Below are 17,530 nucleotides of genomic sequence, written 5' to 3' on the forward strand. Positions count from 1 at the left end.
CATAAATATTTAAATATAAAAATATAATATAATAAAAATGAGTCCGAGAGAAATATTCTTCTCTTTTTATACGATTATTGCTGAACGACAAAAGTAATAGCATTTGTTTTTAATTGAATGCGTCTTTCATTTCGAACTATATCAAAAGCTAATTCTTTTATTTCAACTTTTACTTCTTTCCATCCTTTATAAATACTTTTTAATAGACGTATCATTTCTTCGGTTGGGAGATTAATTTCAATTAAAGCTTCTAATTCTTCATTCGTTTTTAAATCAATTTCTTGTATGTTAGAGTTAATAATTAAACAATTAATACCGCCGTTTTTTGTCCCTTTTTTCATAGAATGGAGCACGTTTGTTAAATCTTCTTCTGATTTAACATGCTCTAAACTTGATACTGCAACGATATAGTCATAAGTGTTAGGAGGAATATCGTAGTTTTCAATTGCTATTTGTTCCGTTTTTATTACTCCAAATACTCCATGTACTTTGCTATAAACTTGTAACTTTGTTAAAGCAGAATGAAGTAAATCGACACAAGTAACAGTGCCGCTACAATTTTTTATCTTTTGTGCAATTGGAATACTATTTCTTCCAACGCCAGATCCGAGGTCAAGTACTTGCAAGTTGTTTTGTCTTTCGAAATAGTCCATCATGTCCATAACTGTTTTAACTGGTTTGTAAAGCCAAGATCCAGTCTCAAATAGTTTATATTGTTCATAACAAAGGTCATGATATTTCTTTTCTTCTTGTCTTATGTAATCGATACGATTCATATTGTTTCAGCTCCAATATGTTCACTGCAAAATGAATAGGTAGGACAGCCTTTTATATTCGTTTGAATTCGAAAGATACCACCAGCATGTGGGTACTTTTTTAATTCTTCATCCGTCATTCTTGTTCTGGCAGTCGTAACATATAAGTCAGTTGAATTAGGGCCTCCAAATGTACACGACGTTACATATAAGGCAGGAATTGGAACACTTAATATTTGTTCTCCAGTCAAAGGATTCCATCTAGTAATCTTCGAACCACCCCAATGTGCAATCCATAAGCAACCTTCTTCATCGATTGTCATCCCATCAGGTAAACCATCATTTTCAGGAAAAAGGATAACATCAGTTGGATTACTAATTTCTCCAGTACGTATATCATAATGAAAACGAACTACTTTTTTAGTAGGTGTATCAATAAAATAAAGGTATGTATGATCAGGTGACCAAGCGATTCCATTTGATGTATTTACATATGAAACTTTTTTCTCAACGCTCAAATTATTATATAAACAATATAAGGAACCTACAGCATTTATTCCATTTAAATCAGTAGTACCCGCCCAGAAGCGACCAGCTGGATCACATTTCCCATCATTAAAACGATTTTCTACTAAATGTGGTTCAGGATCATAAATATGTGTCAGTTTTTCTGTTTTCAGGTTAAGAGAGTAAAATCCGTTTTCCATTGCTAAAAGTACTACATCCTCTACATATGGAACAACACAGCCGATTTGCTGATTAAGGGCAATTACCCGGTTTGTATTGTTAGTGGGATTATAGATGCATAATGTTTTCTCCATAATATCAACCCAATATAAAAGTTGCTTTTTTTCATTCCAACATGGTCCTTCAGCTAAAGTTGCTTTAGCATCTAAAACTAATTCTATATTACTAAACAAGATGTTCACCTCGCATTATAAGATATTTATATAATTCGATAAAAATAGAGGTAAACCTTTTAGCGAGAGAATCTTAAGATTTGCAATGTAGAAAACAGACCTTCTCATATTAAAAAAAGTGTATAAACACAGAGAGGAAAATGCATATGATGTTTTATGAGGTTGTTTGCTTTTCTTGTAAAAATATATTCCGAGTATATGAAGGTAGTGAACAATATAAGCGGTTTAAAGAGAAATCGAAAGGGATATATTGTTGTGATGAATGTAGCCACAAGATTCAATTAGAAGCGATAAAACATTTTTTTAGATAATTATATGTAATGTATTAACGTTCAGAAAAATTTGACAATAAACGTGTAATAAATTATCATATGTAAAAATCAACATTTAAAATGGCATGGAAGAGAAGAGTAGTTAAGAAAGAATACGTACAGAGAGCTCTGGTAGCTGAGAAAGAGCGGTATACATCTTAATGAAAAAAGACTTGGAGCTGCGCAAGGAACTAATTTATTTAGGGATGGTGCGACGGGTTCTCCCGTTATAGAGATAGGGTATAAGCATATTTTGCCGTACCTGAAAAGGTTAATATGGTGACGTATTAACAAACTGAGGTGGTACCGCGAAGCTAATAACTCTCGTCCTCAAGATGAATAATCTTGGGGGTGGGAGTTTTTTTGTTGTATAAAACTGAAAATGTGAAAACAAAAAATAATTGAGGTGAGTGACATATGCATTGGGCGTATGAAGTAGCACATGAATTAATTAGAAAACATCCAAATAAAGAAACTTTTGTTTGTGCATCTGGAATTAGTCCATCTGGTTCTGTTCACATTGGAAACTTCCGTGAAATAGTAACGACTTATTTTGTTGTAAGAGCTCTGCAAAATTTAGGGAAAAAGACTCGTTTTATCTTTTCATGGGATGATTATGACAGGTTTAGAAAAGTTCCTAAAAATATTGATCCATCTTTTGCAAGATACATTGGTATGCCGTACTGTGATATCCCTGATCCGCATGGGTGTCATAACTCATATGCAGAGCATTTTGAAAAAGAGTTTGAGAAATCGCTTCAAGCATTTGGGATTGAAGTGGAATTCATATATCAACATGCTGAATATAGAAGCGGAAGGTATAATGGCAATATATTAGAGGCTTTGCATAAAAGAAAAGAAATATATGATATTTTAATGCGTTTTAAAACAGGAGTTCACTTTGAAGAAGATAGAGAAAACTTTTATCCAGTTACGTTATATTGCGAGAGGTGCGGGAAAGATGCAACAACGATTACACAATTTGATGAAGTATTAGAAACAGTACGGTATGCATGTGAATGCGGAAATGAAAATGAATTATCGGTAGTAAATACAAATAAAATGAAACTGAATTGGAAAATTGATTGGCCGATGAGATGGATGATAGAGGATGTTATTTTTGAACCAGGCGGAAGAGATCATTCATCGGAAACAGGTAGTTACAATGTATCAAAAGAAATTGTAAGGGAAATATTCAATCGTGAAGCGCCTCATTACGTTGCTTATGATTTCATTGGTCTTAAAGGTAATCATGAAAAAATGTCTAGTTCTTCAGGAAATAGCATTACACCTAGCGACTTATTAAAAGTGTATGTACCAGAAGTAATTCTTTTTATGTTTGCAAAATATAGGCCAGGCGCAGCTTTTCATATTGGCCTTGATGAAGATGTGATCCGAAATTATACAGAGTATGAACGATTGAAAGATAGTTATGAAAATGAAGCACTAAAAAATGAAGATTTATTTGATGCAATTAAACTTTCTAGAGTTGATAACCGATTTAAAGAATATCCAAAGTTTAATCAAGTTGCAAGTACTTTACCACTATTAAATTTTGATTCCTCTATTTTACAAAATATATTAGAGAAAATAGATAGGAGTTATGCATTACCTGAAATGATTGCGATAAGTAATCGTGCAGAGTATTGGATAAGAAATTTTCAATCTGAAAAATTGATTACGGTAAATAAAGAGAAGAATACGGAGTTTTATAACACATTAGAAGATAGTCAGAAAAACTGGGTGGAAGAAGTTTGTAAAACACTTCGTTCTAATAAAGAATATTCTAATTTAATGGAGCAACTGTATACGATTTGTCATCATGAAAATAAAAAAATAATGAAAGGAAATCAAAAGCTATTATTCACCATTATATATAGGCTCGTTATGAATCAATCAAGTGGCCCACGTATACCGTTATTAATACATGTGGTAGGCATCAAAAAAATCATCACTTTATTAGATTTCTAATATATAGCTAAAAGCAACGCAAGTACTCAAAGATCTAAGTGCTTGCGTTGTAAATTTTACTACCGTGTATACAGTTTTGGACATTCATCACCACTTGGCTCATAAAAACAATGGCTTTTAAATTGCCCTACAAACGGCTGATTATACCATTCAGGTGGGCAAGCTCCAACTGGACGGAAATACCAAAGAGCCCATCGTGCTGGCCAGCGCCATTCACCTTGTAAAACCTTTCTTGCAATTTCTTTTTCTGACTCACGAGCGCGTTGATAAAAATATCCATATTGTACTGCTTCAAATCCACCGGGGCTTTGATATACAGCATCACGAACGGTACGGAGTTGTTTGAAATCTAAGCAATCGCAAAATACACGATTCACAACAACGCAGCCAACAAGCTGTTCACCTTGTCGGCCTTCTCCTTCAGCTTCAGCACGAATTAAACGAGCTAGTAAATCAACATCGCTTTCGTTATATGGAATAAGGGGCATAGTGATACCACCTTTCTGTTATAGTAAAGAGTGTATGTTATAAAATAAGCTACGTGCTTTTTTACATAAAAATAACATTTGATTTTAATAGGAGTTTGTATAAAAAAAGTTAATTAGTAATAGTAGATAAATAGAAAAGGGGAGAGGTATTATGTATCGAATTCATAAAGATGACATTATTTACGCAATGTCACCAGAAAATAAGCCGTGTATGGAAGTAGAAATTGGGAGCCGTCTTGTATTTGAAACATATGATTGCTTTGAAAACCAAATTGATTCTGAAGATGTTGTGTTCCAAGAATTAGATTGGAACCGAATTAATCCAGCGACTGGGCCTGTATATATTACAGGTGCAGAACCGGATGATATATTGGCCGTAACGATTGAAAAGATTAAAATTGCAGAGCAGGGTGTTTTAACTACAGGTGCGAACCTCGGTGTAATGGGTGAAGTGCTAAATGAAAATACAGTGAAAATCCTCCCAATACATAATAAACATGTTTTGTTTTCAAATGAACTGCAATTTCCGATTAATCCAATGATCGGTGTGATTGGTACTGCGCCGAAAGAGGAGAGTATTTCCTGTGGAACACCGCATGACCATGGCGGAAATATGGACTGTAAAGAGATAAAAGAAGGGACAACATTGTTATTACCTGTAAATGTTCCTGGTGCTCTATTAGCATTAGGCGATTTACATGCAGCGATGGGTGATGGTGAAATTGGTGTTAGTGGAGTAGAGGTTGCTGGTGAGGTGACGGTAACAGTTCAGATTATAAAAGGAAAGAAATGGCCACTACCAATGGCTATCCAAAAAGAAAAAGTAATGACAATTGCTTCAGAGAAATTGTTAGACGATGCAGCGAATCGTGCTGTACATAATATGGTGACATTTTTACATGAGGAATTAGAAATGTCTAAAGCAGATGCAACTCTATTATTATCAGCAGTGGGTAATTTAAAAGTTTGCCAAGTTGTGGATCCACTAAAAACGACGCGGATGGAACTAGGAATGGAATATGCGGAAAAGCTAGGTTTTAATTGGAGTAAATTTAATATTAAATAAGAATACTAGAAGAAGGATGCTGTTTTTTAAAAGTATCCTTTTTTAATTTACGGATGAAATAAAAAGAGGTAGTATTTATTTTATATAAGTATATTTGAGATTGTGAATTAAAAGGAGTTTAAGAATGGTCAAAATTATGATTGTTGAAGATGATATGAAAATTGCGGAGCTATTATCAACTTATGTTGCGAAATACGGTTACCAAGGAATTGTAATATCGGATTTTCAAAATGTGTTAGACATATTTTTAGAAGAACAACCAGAGTTAGTTTTATTAGATATTAATTTACCAAGCTTTGACGGTTACTATTGGTGTCGTCAAATTCGTGGAGTTTCCACATGTCCAATTTTATTTATCTCGGCCCGTGAAGGTACGATGGATCAGGTTATGGCGTTAGAAAATGGTGGCGATGATTTTATTCCGAAGCCTTTTCATTATGAAGTTGTAATGGCAAAAATTCGTAGCCATTTAAGACGTGCTTACGGTGATTATGCACCGAAACTAGAAGAACGAATGGTTGAGCAACAAGGACTTAGTTTATATCCCGAAAGGCTTGTATTGAAGTTGCGGAATCAAGAGATTGATATAACGAGAAACGAAGCCATTTTATTAGAAATGTTAATGAAAAATTATCCGCGTGTTGTGAGTAGAGAAGTGTTGCTTAATAAGTTATGGGATAGTGAATCTTATGTTGATGATAATACATTAAGTGTAAATACAACACGTGTGCGTAAAAAGTTAAAAACATTACATATTGAGGATGCGATTGAAACAATTCGTAGTGTTGGATATAGGTTGCATATTACTTGGGAAAATGGTGTGGAAAAATGATAAGGCTGTTTATACGTGACCATATACCACTTATTTGTTTTACAGTGCTCCAACTACTAGCCATATTCCTTGTATATTGGTTTGATGGACATAATCATATTACAACAGCATTATATGCAATGTTTTTAGGTGCTTTTTTTATGGTAAGCTACTTAATATTTCGTTATTTTACACATCGTTCTTTTTATGAGCGTTTAGCCAATCCATTGCAATCTTTGGATGAATCCGTTCAAAAATCTGATTTTGCAGTTGTATCTACTGCTCTCCAAGATTTGCTTGATGCACAATATCGTCATTATCAAAATCAACTGCAATTACAAGAAAGAAAAAATAATGATCATTTAACCTTTATGAATCAGTGGATTCATCAAATGAAAACACCTCTATCTGTAATAGAATTAATTACACAGGATGAAGTGGATTCGCGTTTTGAAAGTATTAATGAGGAAACAGATCGCTTGAAAAAGGGATTAGAGATGGCATTATATGTCGCGCGTTTAGAAGCATTTATACAAGATTTTTATGTAGAAAGAGCCCAACTACATAAAGTAGTAAATGATTCCGTGCATGAACATAAACGCTTCTTTATCCGGAATTTTGTATATCCAGAGCTTGAAATTGATAAAGGTATTACTGTAGAAAGTGATGCGAAATGGTTGCAATTTTTAATAGGACAAATTATATCGAATGCGATTAAATACTCATCAGGTAGTAGAGAAAAGATTAAAGTGAAAGCATGTAAGGAAGGTAATACTGTTGTACTTGAAATAGCCGATAGTGGCGTCGGGATACCGAAGCAAGATTTACCAAGAGTATTTAAACCGTTCTTTACAGGAGAAAATGGTAGAGATTTTAAAGAATCAACTGGAATGGGGTTATATCTTGTATATGAAATTACGAAACAATTAGGGCATCGTGTAGAAATTCATTCAGAAGTTGGTAAAGGTACCGTTGTACGAATTATATTTTTTAATGTGTAAATAAGTGATTTAGGCTAAAGAATTTTGAAGATAAGTTTTTTAGCCTTATTTTATAGCGATTAAATGAAACGATAATAAATACGACTATTAAATTAGAAGGATTTAATAATAAATTTATTGATAGATAATTTTTTGTAAGAAAAAAGCTACCCCTTTGAAAGAGCTAGCTTTATGAATTGTAATTAAGTAAACAAACTTAATAATTTATATCCAATTAATCCTAAAATAGTGATAGGAATCATCATTAAGAAAGAAGAAATTCGATTAGCATTAGAGCGTTCTAATACAAGAATCAAGATAATCCCAACTATGACTTCGGTATATCCAACAGGTAACATGTGACTATAGTCTTCAAAATTTAAAAGAATGTGAAGTCCATCCGTTACAAAAACTCCACTTATAAGTGCGCTTCCGAATTTATGAAGTGGATTTGTAGTATCCTTCCATAGAAAACCTGCAATTCCGAAGATGGTTCCTCCTATACATGCACATACAATCCATACAGATATAAAATAAATAGAGTGAGCTACATTTTTAATAATTATTGCATAACCATAATAGCCTAAAACCATACCTAGCAGCGCAAGTATACCGGAAAGCATAGCTGTACGCTTAGAATAACTAAGACTAGCCACAAAAAAGGATGGAACTAACCAAACACTTCCTAGGTTAGCTAATGAATTCCAATTTCCTGGAAGTATACCTTGGCCCAATTTAGTTAGTATACCAACAATAATCCCTACTATAATCGGGATGAGAAAACTTCTTAAAAACATATTTGATTTTATGATTTTTAATGTCTTTTCCATAAATTCAATCCTTACTTTAATATTTTCTGTAAACTTATAATAGCTTATTAAGGAAAAATAATCAATTAAATTTTATCGAAAAACAATAAAAAAATATTGAATAACGAACCGTCCTTTGTTTTTATAATTAGGTGAATAAAATATCAAAACTAGTTACTCAACCAAAATGGTAAATGAAATAATATATGCAAGTAATAAAATTGCTGAAAACACATAATTCAACTTATCATAAGCATGCTCTTGAGGATAAAATTCACTGTTATACTTGTAATTTAGAATTTTTAATGATTTTCATCTCGTATTTACAATGAAATGATTTATGATAAAAAAGAAAAGGGATTGATATAGTTTCCTCCTGTTTTTATTTACAATTTATTTGAAGAAGGGATTTTTTACTAGTTGTGAATGTTAGGGGGATTGCAATGGATATTCGGAAAATGAGATATTTTATAACGGTGGCAGAAGAATTAAACTTTAGTCGTGCAGCAGAACGTCTTATGATGGCACAACCGCCTTTAAGTCAAGAAATTCGTAAATTAGAAGAAGAATTAGGAGTTCAACTTTTTCATCGAACGAAAAGAATGGTTGAACTTACCGATGCTGGAAAAATATTTTTAGAAGGTGCACGGCAAACGTTGCTTCAAGTAGATAGAACGATTAAAGAAACACAGCTTGCGGATGAAGGGAAGATAGGCCATTTAATAATTGGGTTTGTCGATTCTACAGAAACCGTTATAAATGTATTAAAAAAATTTCGAGAACGGTTTCCTAAAATTCAACTTATATTACGCGAAATGACAACTGATCAACAAATCAAAGCGCTCTATGAAAAACAAATTCATCTTGGATTTATTCGTTCCAAGCAGAATAATGAAATTTTAACTTCCGAAGTTTGTTCTGTAGAATATTTAAAATTGGTTTTGTATGAAGATCACCCTTTCGTTATGTTACGTAACATTCCAATTAAATCATTAGTGGATGAACCATTTATTTTATTTCCACGTCATTTTGGTACAAACTTTTATGATGTAATTATTAGTTACTTTTGGGAACATGGAGTAAGTTTAAATATTGTTCAAGAAGCGATTCAAATGCAAACGATTGTGAATTTAGTTGCAGCAGGAATGGGGATTTCTGTCGTTCCGTCATCAGTGGAAAGTTATAAAAAACGGGAGTTATATATAAAGAAATTCAATAAAATACCCCAAAAATAAATTTATATGCTGGATGGAGACTAGATGAACAGTCTGTTGTGTTAGAGAACTTTTTAACTGTTGTTAGAGAGGTTTATACAACTTCACAATGTGAATGTAAAAGAAAATAACCCATTTGTATAGGATGGGCAGTGTAGATTTGAAAAGGAAAGCTTCTTTATAGGTAGAACAAAAAGGTGTTTTAACCTGTTTTGCTCGGATCATACTCAATGAAATCTTTTAGTACACCATCAATTTGATCCATAATTTCAGGTTGTAATTTAACACTAGAAGCAATTACGTTTTCTCTTATTTGCTCTGGATTTGATGCACCAATAATTGCAGAGGAAACAGCTGGATTTTGTAATACCCAAGCAACTGCAAGTTGAGGTAAGGTAAGATTAGTTTCTTGCGCGATGGGATTAAGTTTCTGAATTGCATTGAGTACATCATCGCTCATCCAGCGTTGCACGAGTTTTTGGAAAAATGGTTTACTAGCATCAGAGTTAGCACGTGATTGATTCGGCAATGGTTTACCAGGTTGATATTTTCCTGTGAGAATACCTTGTACAAGGGGAGACCAAACAACTTGACCAAGTCCCTCACGTTGACATGTTGGTATTACATCAGTTTCAATAACTCGCCACAACATCGAATATTGAGGTTGGCTAGCGATAAGTGGAATGCTTAATTCTCGTGCAAGTGTTGCACCGCGGGTGATTTGTTCTGATGTCCACTCACTTATGCCTAAGTAAAGGACTTTACCTTGTCTTACAAGATCAGCAAAAGCTAACATCGTTTCTTCAAGGGGAGTTGTTGTATCAAATCTATGTGCATAATAGACATCAATGTAGTCTGTCTGCAACCGTTTTAATGATGCATTACAATTTTCAATAATATGTTTTCGCGACAATCCACGATCATTTTTTCCAGGTCCGGTCGGATGACATACTTTTGTACATAGTTCTATACTTTCTCTCCGTATGCCTTTTAAAGACCGGCCTAGTACTTCTTCGGCTATCGTGTCCGAATAAACATCAGCAGTATCAAACGTTGTAATTCCGACATCTAGTGCGGTTTTCACACAATTATTTGCAGTATCTTCATTTACCTTTCCGCCATGGTTTATCCAGTTCCCGTATGCAATCTTACTTACTGTTAACCCACTGTTTCCGAGTTTGCTAAATTCCATTGTAGAATCCCCCCTTAAAAATGATACCTTTATTATAAGAACTGAAATTTAGTATGTATAATATATGATTTATGATGAATTTATATAAAAATTATATAAGAGGGGGATGTTTAGAATTTTATTACTAGGGGAATCTAAAGCAAGTAGCACAACAAATGTGGTGTATGCTTGTTCAATATGAAGTTTAGAATTGATAAATAGACCTTTAAAGAAAGCAATCTTTTTAAAAGCACATATAATTACATTTACTCATACAGTACTATTATGGTACAATATGGTTACTAACGACGGAAAGGAATGATGGGTGGACGATGATTAACTAATCTTATTTTTAAATGTTGAAATTAAATAAATTTCAATTTGTAAAAAATAGGATTAGTCTGCCCAATTCCATTCAACGGTATTGCTATTTGATTTGCGTAATAGCTTATTTGGGTATAAATAATGTAATGACTAATCCTGCCAAAATTACTTTGGGAGGATTTTTTTGTTCTCCCTTTATGAAAGGGATCGGTAATATGAAAGAGCTTTTAAAATTAAATGATGTGTATGTTGATATAAAGGAAAATACTTTGTTAGAAAAAATGAATGTAGTAGTAAAACAAGGGGATGTAATCGGATTAATTGGTAAAAATGGTGCTGGTAAATCAACGTTACTTCAATTAATAAATGGGAAGATTGAGCCATCAAAAGGAATTGTTGAGTGGCAGCAAATGAATATGACAACAGCATATGTTGAACAAGAAATAGAATCTTTTATTAGTAAGGATGTGATTGCAAAAGAAGCAGAGCTTCTTGCAAAATGGGGCGTGCCAACGAACGATTTTCATACTTTAAGTGGTGGTGAAAAGCTGAAAGTTCGCTTAGCAAAAGGATTTGCGGAAAATCCTAATGTCTTAATATTAGACGAACCGACAAATCATTTAGATGAGATGAGTACGGAATTTCTCATTAAACAAATAAAAAATATGAAAGGTACAGTAATCGTTGTATCGCATGATCGATATTTTTTAGATGTTGTCGCAACAAAAATATGGTCAATTGAGGATAAAAAATTAATTGAGCATAGCGGTAATTATACGAGTTATATGAAAGCACGTGAGCAAAAAAGACTGACGCAACAACGTGAATATGAAAAGCAGCAAAAAAAGATTGAACAAGTAGAAACACATATAAAAGAATTAAGTTCATGGTCACAAAAGGCACACGCACAGTCTACAAAACAAGAAGGTGTTAAAGAATTTTATCGTGTAAAAGCGAAGCGAATGGATGCGCAAGTTAAGTCAAAACGAAAACGTCTCGAAAAAGAGCTAGAGAAAACGAAAGTAGAACGTGTGAAAGAGGAGTACGCAGTTGAGTTCTCTATTCAAGCGAGTAAAAAAGTAGGAAAACGCTTTTTAGAAGTAAAACAATTAAAAAAAGACTTTCATGGAAAAATATTATTTGAAAACGTTAATTTTACAATTCAGCACGGTGAGAAGGTTGCGATTGTTGGACCAAACGGTAGTGGGAAAACAACATTACTAAAGATGATTATGGGAACGGAAACTGTGGAAGGAGAAGTATGGGTTTCACCATCTGCAAATATCGGTTATTTAACACAAGAAGTATTTGATTTACCACTTGATAAAACGCCAGAAGATTTATTTTTTAAAGATTCATTTGAAGAAAGAGGGAAAGTCCAAAATTTAATGAAACATTTAGGGTTCCAAGCTTCTCAATGGAAAGAGCCGATTGAACATATGAGCATGGGAGAACGAGTGAAATGTAAGTTAATGGCTTATATTTTAGATGAAAAAGACGTACTCATTTTAGATGAACCGACAAATCACCTTGATCTGCCTTCACGTGAACAGCTTGAAAATACATTAGCGGAGTATAATGGAACACTAGTTATCGTTTCTCACGATCGATATTTTCTAGAGAAAACAACTAACACAAAACTCGTGTTTTCAAATCATACGATACAAAAACAGCTAGAAGAACCTCCTAAAACAAGAGATGAAATTGAAGAGTTACGTTTAACGTTAGAAACAGAGAGACAAGAAGTATTAGGAAAATTAAGCTTTTTAACTTCTAATGATAAAGAATATAAAGAACTTGATGAACGATTTATAGAACTTACGAAACAGATTAAGGCGCTATAATTATTTAGGGGGATTAACATGGGAGCAGAGAGTTCAACTAAGTTATTTAGAATAGACTGTGGAAATATATATCTACAAGAGTTTACTATGAAAGATGCTGAGAGTATTTATAAAATATCGAATCAACCGGAAATAGAAAAATTTTTGCCAGACTGGAAATCAACAAAAGAACAGAGGGTTAATTGGATTATCAATGATGAAATACCAGCAAATAAAGCATTTCTTGAGGCAGTGAAAACTACGAATAACATAGATAATCATATGTTAAAGCTAGGAATATTTAAGCAAGCTACAAATGAATTCATTGGATGGTGCTGCACAGGTATTAAAGAAGAACTCCCTTCACCAAACAGAGAGATAATGTATGCTATCTCAAGTGAATATCAAAATAATGGCTATGCTACAAAAGCGAATAAAGGCTTAATTGACTATTTGTTTAAAAAAACAAATGTAAATGTCCTCAACGCAATTGCTTTAATTAAAAATGTACCATCAAATAAAGTTATTGAAAAATGCGGATTTATTTATATGAGCCAACAGACGATAGAAAATCGACTATTTAATCATTATGTATTGAGTAAATCAGAGTGGATAAAAAATATAGCTCTTTGAAGGGAGCTATATTGCATATGAAATCAGTAAAAAAGCTTAGAGCTAAAACTCTGAGCTTTTTTTCGTACTATATGATAAGTTGTATAGTTATTCTTTATAATATATTGCATGTTGCTAATAAATAATACAAGGTGTTTCAGCGACTAGAAGTAAGAAGCATTGTATTCCATACCACTATACAAATATTATAAGATAGATATACGTTGATTATATATTGGAAATAGATTTGTTATCAGTTTTTTTAGAAATCTTACAAGCGTGTAAGATAAATGAAAGATGAATCAATATGTGCTATAAGACAATTCATTTACACTTTATAGTGAGCAGTGGAAATGAAGGGAGAATATAAATGGAAATTTTACATGCAAAAAGTATTAGTAAAGTATATAAAGGGAAAATACCTTTTAAAGCATTGGTAGATATTGATTTATCAATTCAAGAAGGTGAATTTGTAGGAATTATGGGACCATCAGGTAGCGGGAAAACAACATTATTAAATATGGTATCTACTATTGATTCTCCTACATCGGGAGAAATATTAATAAATGGTACAAATCCTTTTCAGTTATCATCAGACAGTTTAGCTTTATTTCGTAGGAAACAATTAGGATTTGTTTTTCAATCATTTAATTTACTTAGCACACTTACAGTGAAAGAAAACATTGTATTGCCGATGACACTAGATGGTGTATCTGTACAAGAAATGAACAAACGAGTGGAAGATATTGCAGAGAAATTAAATATTGCAGATATATTGAGTAAAAGAACGTTTGAAATATCAGGGGGGCAAGCTCAAAGAACTGCAATCGCTCGTGCTATCGTTCATAAACCACAATTATTACTTGCAGATGAACCAACAGGGAATTTAGACTCTAAATCTTCAAATGATGTAATGGAGATGCTAGATACTCTTAATAAAGAAGAAAAAGCAACGATGATGTTAGTTACACATGATCCGTATGCAGCGAGCTTTTGCAGCAGAGTTATATTTATTAAAGATGGTCAATTATATAATGAAATTTATTGTGGTGAAAGCAGGCAAGCCTTTTATCAAAAGATTATGGATGTCCTTTCTTTGTTAGGAGGGAAAAGGCATGACTTTTCGTCAGTTCGCGTTTAATAATATTTTTCGTAATAAGCGTACATATGCTGCTCATTTTTTAAGTTGTACATTTTCTATTATGATTTTCTTTACGTATGCCCTTTTGTTATTTCATCCTGATTTACAAGGGGAGTTGAAATCGACAAGTGCAACAATAAGTGCATTTGGTACATTAGGATTTACAGTTTCGCAAGGCTTGATATTTGTTTTTTCATTTTTCTTTATTCTATATTCAGTAAGTTCGTTTTTAAAAACGCGTAAGAAAGAATTTGGCATTTTAATGATGCAAGGTATGTCAATGAGGCAGCTAAAGAAATTATTATTAATTGAAAATATGTTAATTGGACTTGGGTCAATTTGTATAGGTATTTTCATCGGTCTCATATTTTCTAAACTAGTATTATTGATTAGTGCAAGTGTATTAATGATTAGTAATGGCTTACCTTTTTATATACCAGTGAAGGCCGTACTATTAACAGTCATCACATTTCTTTTCTTATTTTTAATCGTTTCGCTTGTTACTTTTAAAATGATAAAAGTAACGGGACTTGTGGAACTTATTCAAGCAGAGGAAAAGCCAAAGCCTGAACCGAAATTTTCCATTTTATTATCGCTACTTTCTTTAATTAGTATAGGCTATGGATATATTTCAGTATTTCGCTTTATCCCAAGTATTAATTTTATTACGCTCGGAATAGGTGTACTTCTAGTCATTATTGGAACGTACTTTTTATATACACAGTGTAGCGTGTATATATTGTATCTTGCTAAAAGGAGAGAATCTTTCTTTTTAAAGAGAACAAATATATTAACATTTTCAGAATTGATTTACCGTATGAAAGATAATGCAACGATGTTTTTTATAGTATCTATTATTTCAGCAGTTGCATTTACAGCAATAGGTACAACAGCCGCTCTTGGTAATAGGAATTTAGTGTGGATGACAAACCCATATACATTTCTGTATGAAAGCTCTGAAAACAACAAATTAGTAGATAAACATCTCTCTATTATAAAAAAACATCTCTCTGATGCAAATATTCCGTACCGAATGGCTTCATCTTCAAGTAAATTTACAGAAAGTAACGTAAATGTATTGAAATTAAGTGAATATAACGAACTTACGAGAGCACTAGGGTACCAACAAGAAACAATTGAAAAAGAAGATGAAATTTTACTAATTCCTGGGAGGGTGTCACAAAAACAAGAATTTAAAAATGGTGACTATAAAAAAAATATTGAAGTTATTCAAGGTGATTGGACAAAGACATTTCGTGTGAAAAAAGCTGTGGGGGATTTAGTTTTACCACATGATTCTAGTAGTATTTATATTGCTGTTCAAGATCATGTGTATGATGAAATTCCTCTGACGAGTAATCCAAAAGATGAAAATATTCAACATCGTACTTATGGATTTGTTGTAGATGATTGGATAAAAACGAAAGAGATTTCAAATCAATTAAAGAGTATACTCGATAAAGATCTTAGGGACAGAGATTTCTACTTTGAAGCTTTAACATTAAACTTGTTGGAGGCAAAGCAAAAGAATGGTTTATTACTTATGGCAAGCGTTTTAGTCGGAATCGTTTTCTTTACATTTGCTGCTAGTTTTATTTATTTCCGATTATATACTGATTTGGACCGTGATCAACAACAATATAAAATGATTTCGAAAATGGGATTAAGTAAACGAGAGTTAAAAAAAGTTGTAACGAGACAGTTAGTATTAATGTTCTTCTTACCGATTGTTGTTGCGGTGATTCATACTGTAGTTGCGTATACGGCACTGCAACAATTAGTCAGTTTTTCTATTTTAAATAGCTCAATCGTTATTTTAATTTCATTTATATGTATACAAGTTTTATATTTCTTTATCACTCGTTGGCGTTACCTACAAAAGCTTTATAAGACTATGGAGCAATAGAGGATATTAACTAATAAAATTACAGAAAAGCATGTAAAAAATGATATGAATTATGAAAGGAACTGTGATGAAAAGAATTTTAACTATTTTTATGTTAACTATAATAATTTTAATAAGCTTTAGTGCATGCTCTAAAAAGGACAACGCATTTCCTGCAAACGGTGTATTAATTATTGGAGATGATAATAATATTTTACCAATTATTAATCGTTATCAGGAAATTACGAAAGAAAATGAAGTGTTTTCTGTGAAAAAAAGTGAAGTTGGAAATGGACATGTATTAATTATAAATGAATCTACAGCACAAGCATTGATTAAAGAAAAAGTTTTTCGTAAACGAGATAATGACTCCGATTATATTATAGATACGTTACCGAAATTCCCAAAAGAGGGATCGTTACTGTTTACAAGTGAAGACGAAAAGACTATGAAAAGTATTAAAATAGAAGGAAAAGAGATTCCTGTAACATACGATAGTGACGCTTGGATAGGTAACAATCGTAAATATCCAACGCAATCGTATGTGATCGTAGCAAAAAATAGCGTATATAAGGAAATAAAAGCAAATGAAACGAAAATGCATCTTCTTCAATTAAAGAAATCTCTAGGTGACGAAAGACCTAAAATGTCGACAGATAATACAATGGTTAATGAAAATGTCAAAGTAAAAAAGCTAATTAAAGGTTTGGAAGGAGAAGTATCTTTTCAGTTTGTAACGATTGGAGAAAAAACTTAAAAAAGAGTTCGAGGTTGATAGAAACTATATCAACCTCGAACTCTTTTTAGTTATATGTCATTTAGATTACATTACTTCATTTAATCGAGTCTCGTTTGTTTCCTCGATCACATTTGTGTTTTGAACCGGATTACTTTGAGCTTCTTTTTCTTTACGAGACTTTTGTAGCATTTCAAGGATGATCCATATTGGAACACCTTTATCCTTTAGCATCTTCCATAAATCTAATTCGTTAAATTTATGCTCAGGCTGTTTCATTTCTTTTTCAGATGAACGAATATCGAACTTGATAGGATCATTTGCTTTCTTACCTTCAAGTTTAGTAGAAGAGATAGTATTATGCTCAAGGTTAGATGGAGTTATTTTAGTAGGTTGAGCTAATGTATGAATGTTTGATCCGATTTGCATGCTTTTTCCTCCATTTCAAGCAATAAAATTAGTTTTCTTATGATTTTTAAATCCACGTAACATGAGGAAACTACATTCAATTAT

16 protein-coding genes, 1 pseudogene and 1 other annotated feature are annotated in these 17,530 nt (G+C 32.6%); of the genes and pseudogenes, 11 read left to right on the forward strand and 6 right to left on the reverse strand.

Translation table 11 applies throughout. From position 1 onward, the window contains the following. Positions 1-74: 74 nt before the first annotated feature. Both DPQ31_RS12695 and DPQ31_RS12700 read right to left on the reverse strand, forming a co-directional pair. Positions 75-776, reverse strand: coding sequence for a class I SAM-dependent methyltransferase (locus DPQ31_RS12695; RefSeq protein WP_097958556.1), 702 nt, complete (start codon positions 774-776; stop codon positions 75-77). Beyond that, the gene (locus DPQ31_RS12700) at positions 773-1,675 is read right to left on the reverse strand and encodes an SMP-30/gluconolactonase/LRE family protein (RefSeq protein WP_199631788.1); all 903 of its coding nucleotides are present in this window, start codon (positions 1,673-1,675) and stop codon (positions 773-775) included. Before DPQ31_RS12700 ends, DPQ31_RS12695 begins: the two co-directional genes overlap by 4 nt. Before the next feature lie 140 nt (positions 1,676-1,815). On the opposite strand from DPQ31_RS12700, the gene DPQ31_RS12705 reads away from it, so the two are divergent. Further along, complete coding sequence (locus DPQ31_RS12705) at positions 1,816-1,986, forward strand: DUF2197 domain-containing protein (RefSeq protein ID WP_044810524.1); 171 nt, start codon at positions 1,816-1,818, stop codon at positions 1,984-1,986. 78 nt (positions 1,987-2,064) lie between these two features. Next, positions 2,065-2,321, forward strand: a binding site (T-box leader). Positions 2,322-2,403: 82 nt separating this feature from the next. Beyond that, entirely contained in the window at positions 2,404-3,957 is a 1,554-nt protein-coding gene (lysS, locus tag DPQ31_RS12710) for a lysine--tRNA ligase (RefSeq protein ID WP_087969211.1), read from the forward strand. Positions 3,958-4,016: 59 nt separating this feature from the next. On the opposite strand, the gene DPQ31_RS12715 is transcribed toward lysS, so the two are convergent. Continuing rightward, positions 4,017-4,445, reverse strand: coding sequence for a cell wall hydrolase (locus DPQ31_RS12715; protein WP_001128414.1), 429 nt, complete (start codon positions 4,443-4,445; stop codon positions 4,017-4,019). Positions 4,446-4,596: 151 nt separating this feature from the next. On the opposite strand from DPQ31_RS12715, the gene DPQ31_RS12720 reads away from it, so the two are divergent. From DPQ31_RS12720 to DPQ31_RS12730, 3 genes are all read left to right on the forward strand, one after another. Then, complete coding sequence (locus tag DPQ31_RS12720) at positions 4,597-5,511, forward strand: acetamidase/formamidase family protein (RefSeq protein ID WP_208731992.1); 915 nt, start codon at positions 4,597-4,599, stop codon at positions 5,509-5,511. Between the two features lie 124 nt (positions 5,512-5,635). Continuing rightward, positions 5,636-6,343, forward strand: a complete 708-nt coding sequence (locus DPQ31_RS12725) for a response regulator transcription factor (RefSeq protein WP_000239006.1) — start codon at positions 5,636-5,638, stop codon at positions 6,341-6,343. After that, the gene (locus DPQ31_RS12730; protein WP_208731993.1) at positions 6,340-7,323 is read left to right on the forward strand and encodes a sensor histidine kinase; all 984 of its coding nucleotides are present in this window, start codon (positions 6,340-6,342) and stop codon (positions 7,321-7,323) included. Before DPQ31_RS12725 ends, DPQ31_RS12730 begins: the two co-directional genes overlap by 4 nt. 182 nt (positions 7,324-7,505) lie before the next feature. On the opposite strand, the gene DPQ31_RS12735 is transcribed toward DPQ31_RS12730, so the two are convergent. Beyond that, positions 7,506-8,132 (reverse strand): DUF6518 family protein, encoded by a 627-nt coding sequence (locus DPQ31_RS12735; RefSeq protein WP_000416089.1) that lies wholly within the window; start codon positions 8,130-8,132, stop codon positions 7,506-7,508. 422 nt (positions 8,133-8,554) lie between these two features. Here DPQ31_RS12735 and DPQ31_RS12740 point away from each other — a divergent pair. Continuing rightward, positions 8,555-9,456, forward strand: a pseudogene (locus DPQ31_RS12740) (LysR substrate-binding domain-containing protein). Positions 9,457-9,527: 71 nt separating this feature from the next. Here DPQ31_RS12740 and DPQ31_RS12745 read toward each other — a convergent pair. Then, complete coding sequence (locus DPQ31_RS12745; protein WP_199631786.1) at positions 9,528-10,517, reverse strand: aldo/keto reductase family protein; 990 nt, start codon at positions 10,515-10,517, stop codon at positions 9,528-9,530. 518 nt (positions 10,518-11,035) lie between these two features. Here DPQ31_RS12745 and abc-f point away from each other — a divergent pair. From abc-f to DPQ31_RS12770, 5 genes are all read left to right on the forward strand, one after another. Further along, positions 11,036-12,664, forward strand: coding sequence for a ribosomal protection-like ABC-F family protein (abc-f, locus tag DPQ31_RS12750; protein ID WP_097958652.1), 1,629 nt, complete (start codon positions 11,036-11,038; stop codon positions 12,662-12,664). An 18-nt stretch (positions 12,665-12,682) separates the two neighbouring features. Continuing rightward, positions 12,683-13,276: a GNAT family N-acetyltransferase gene (locus DPQ31_RS12755; protein WP_199631785.1), complete on the forward strand. Its 594-nt coding sequence runs from the start codon at positions 12,683-12,685 to the stop codon at positions 13,274-13,276. 349 nt (positions 13,277-13,625) lie between these two features. After that, on the forward strand, positions 13,626-14,396 hold the full coding sequence (locus tag DPQ31_RS12760) for an ABC transporter ATP-binding protein (RefSeq protein ID WP_000404264.1): 771 nt from the start codon (positions 13,626-13,628) through the stop codon (positions 14,394-14,396). Continuing rightward, the gene (locus tag DPQ31_RS12765) at positions 14,371-16,302 is read left to right on the forward strand and encodes an ABC transporter permease (RefSeq protein ID WP_208731994.1); all 1,932 of its coding nucleotides are present in this window, start codon (positions 14,371-14,373) and stop codon (positions 16,300-16,302) included. The genes DPQ31_RS12760 and DPQ31_RS12765 overlap by 26 nt, the downstream gene beginning before the upstream one ends. Positions 16,303-16,369: 67 nt before the next feature. After that, the gene (locus DPQ31_RS12770) at positions 16,370-17,038 is read left to right on the forward strand and encodes a lipoprotein BA_5634 family protein (protein ID WP_097958567.1); all 669 of its coding nucleotides are present in this window, start codon (positions 16,370-16,372) and stop codon (positions 17,036-17,038) included. Positions 17,039-17,104: 66 nt separating this feature from the next. Here the strand turns inward: DPQ31_RS12770 and DPQ31_RS12775 are convergent, their stop codons facing one another. After that, positions 17,105-17,446, reverse strand: a complete 342-nt coding sequence (locus DPQ31_RS12775; RefSeq protein ID WP_087969204.1) for a DUF3914 domain-containing protein — start codon at positions 17,444-17,446, stop codon at positions 17,105-17,107. Positions 17,447-17,530: the final 84 nt, after the last annotated feature.

Origin of the sequence: Bacillus sp. COPE52 (genome assembly GCF_003355115.1) — a bacterium.
Taxonomy (GTDB): domain Bacteria; phylum Bacillota; class Bacilli; order Bacillales; family Bacillaceae_G; genus Bacillus_A; species Bacillus_A toyonensis.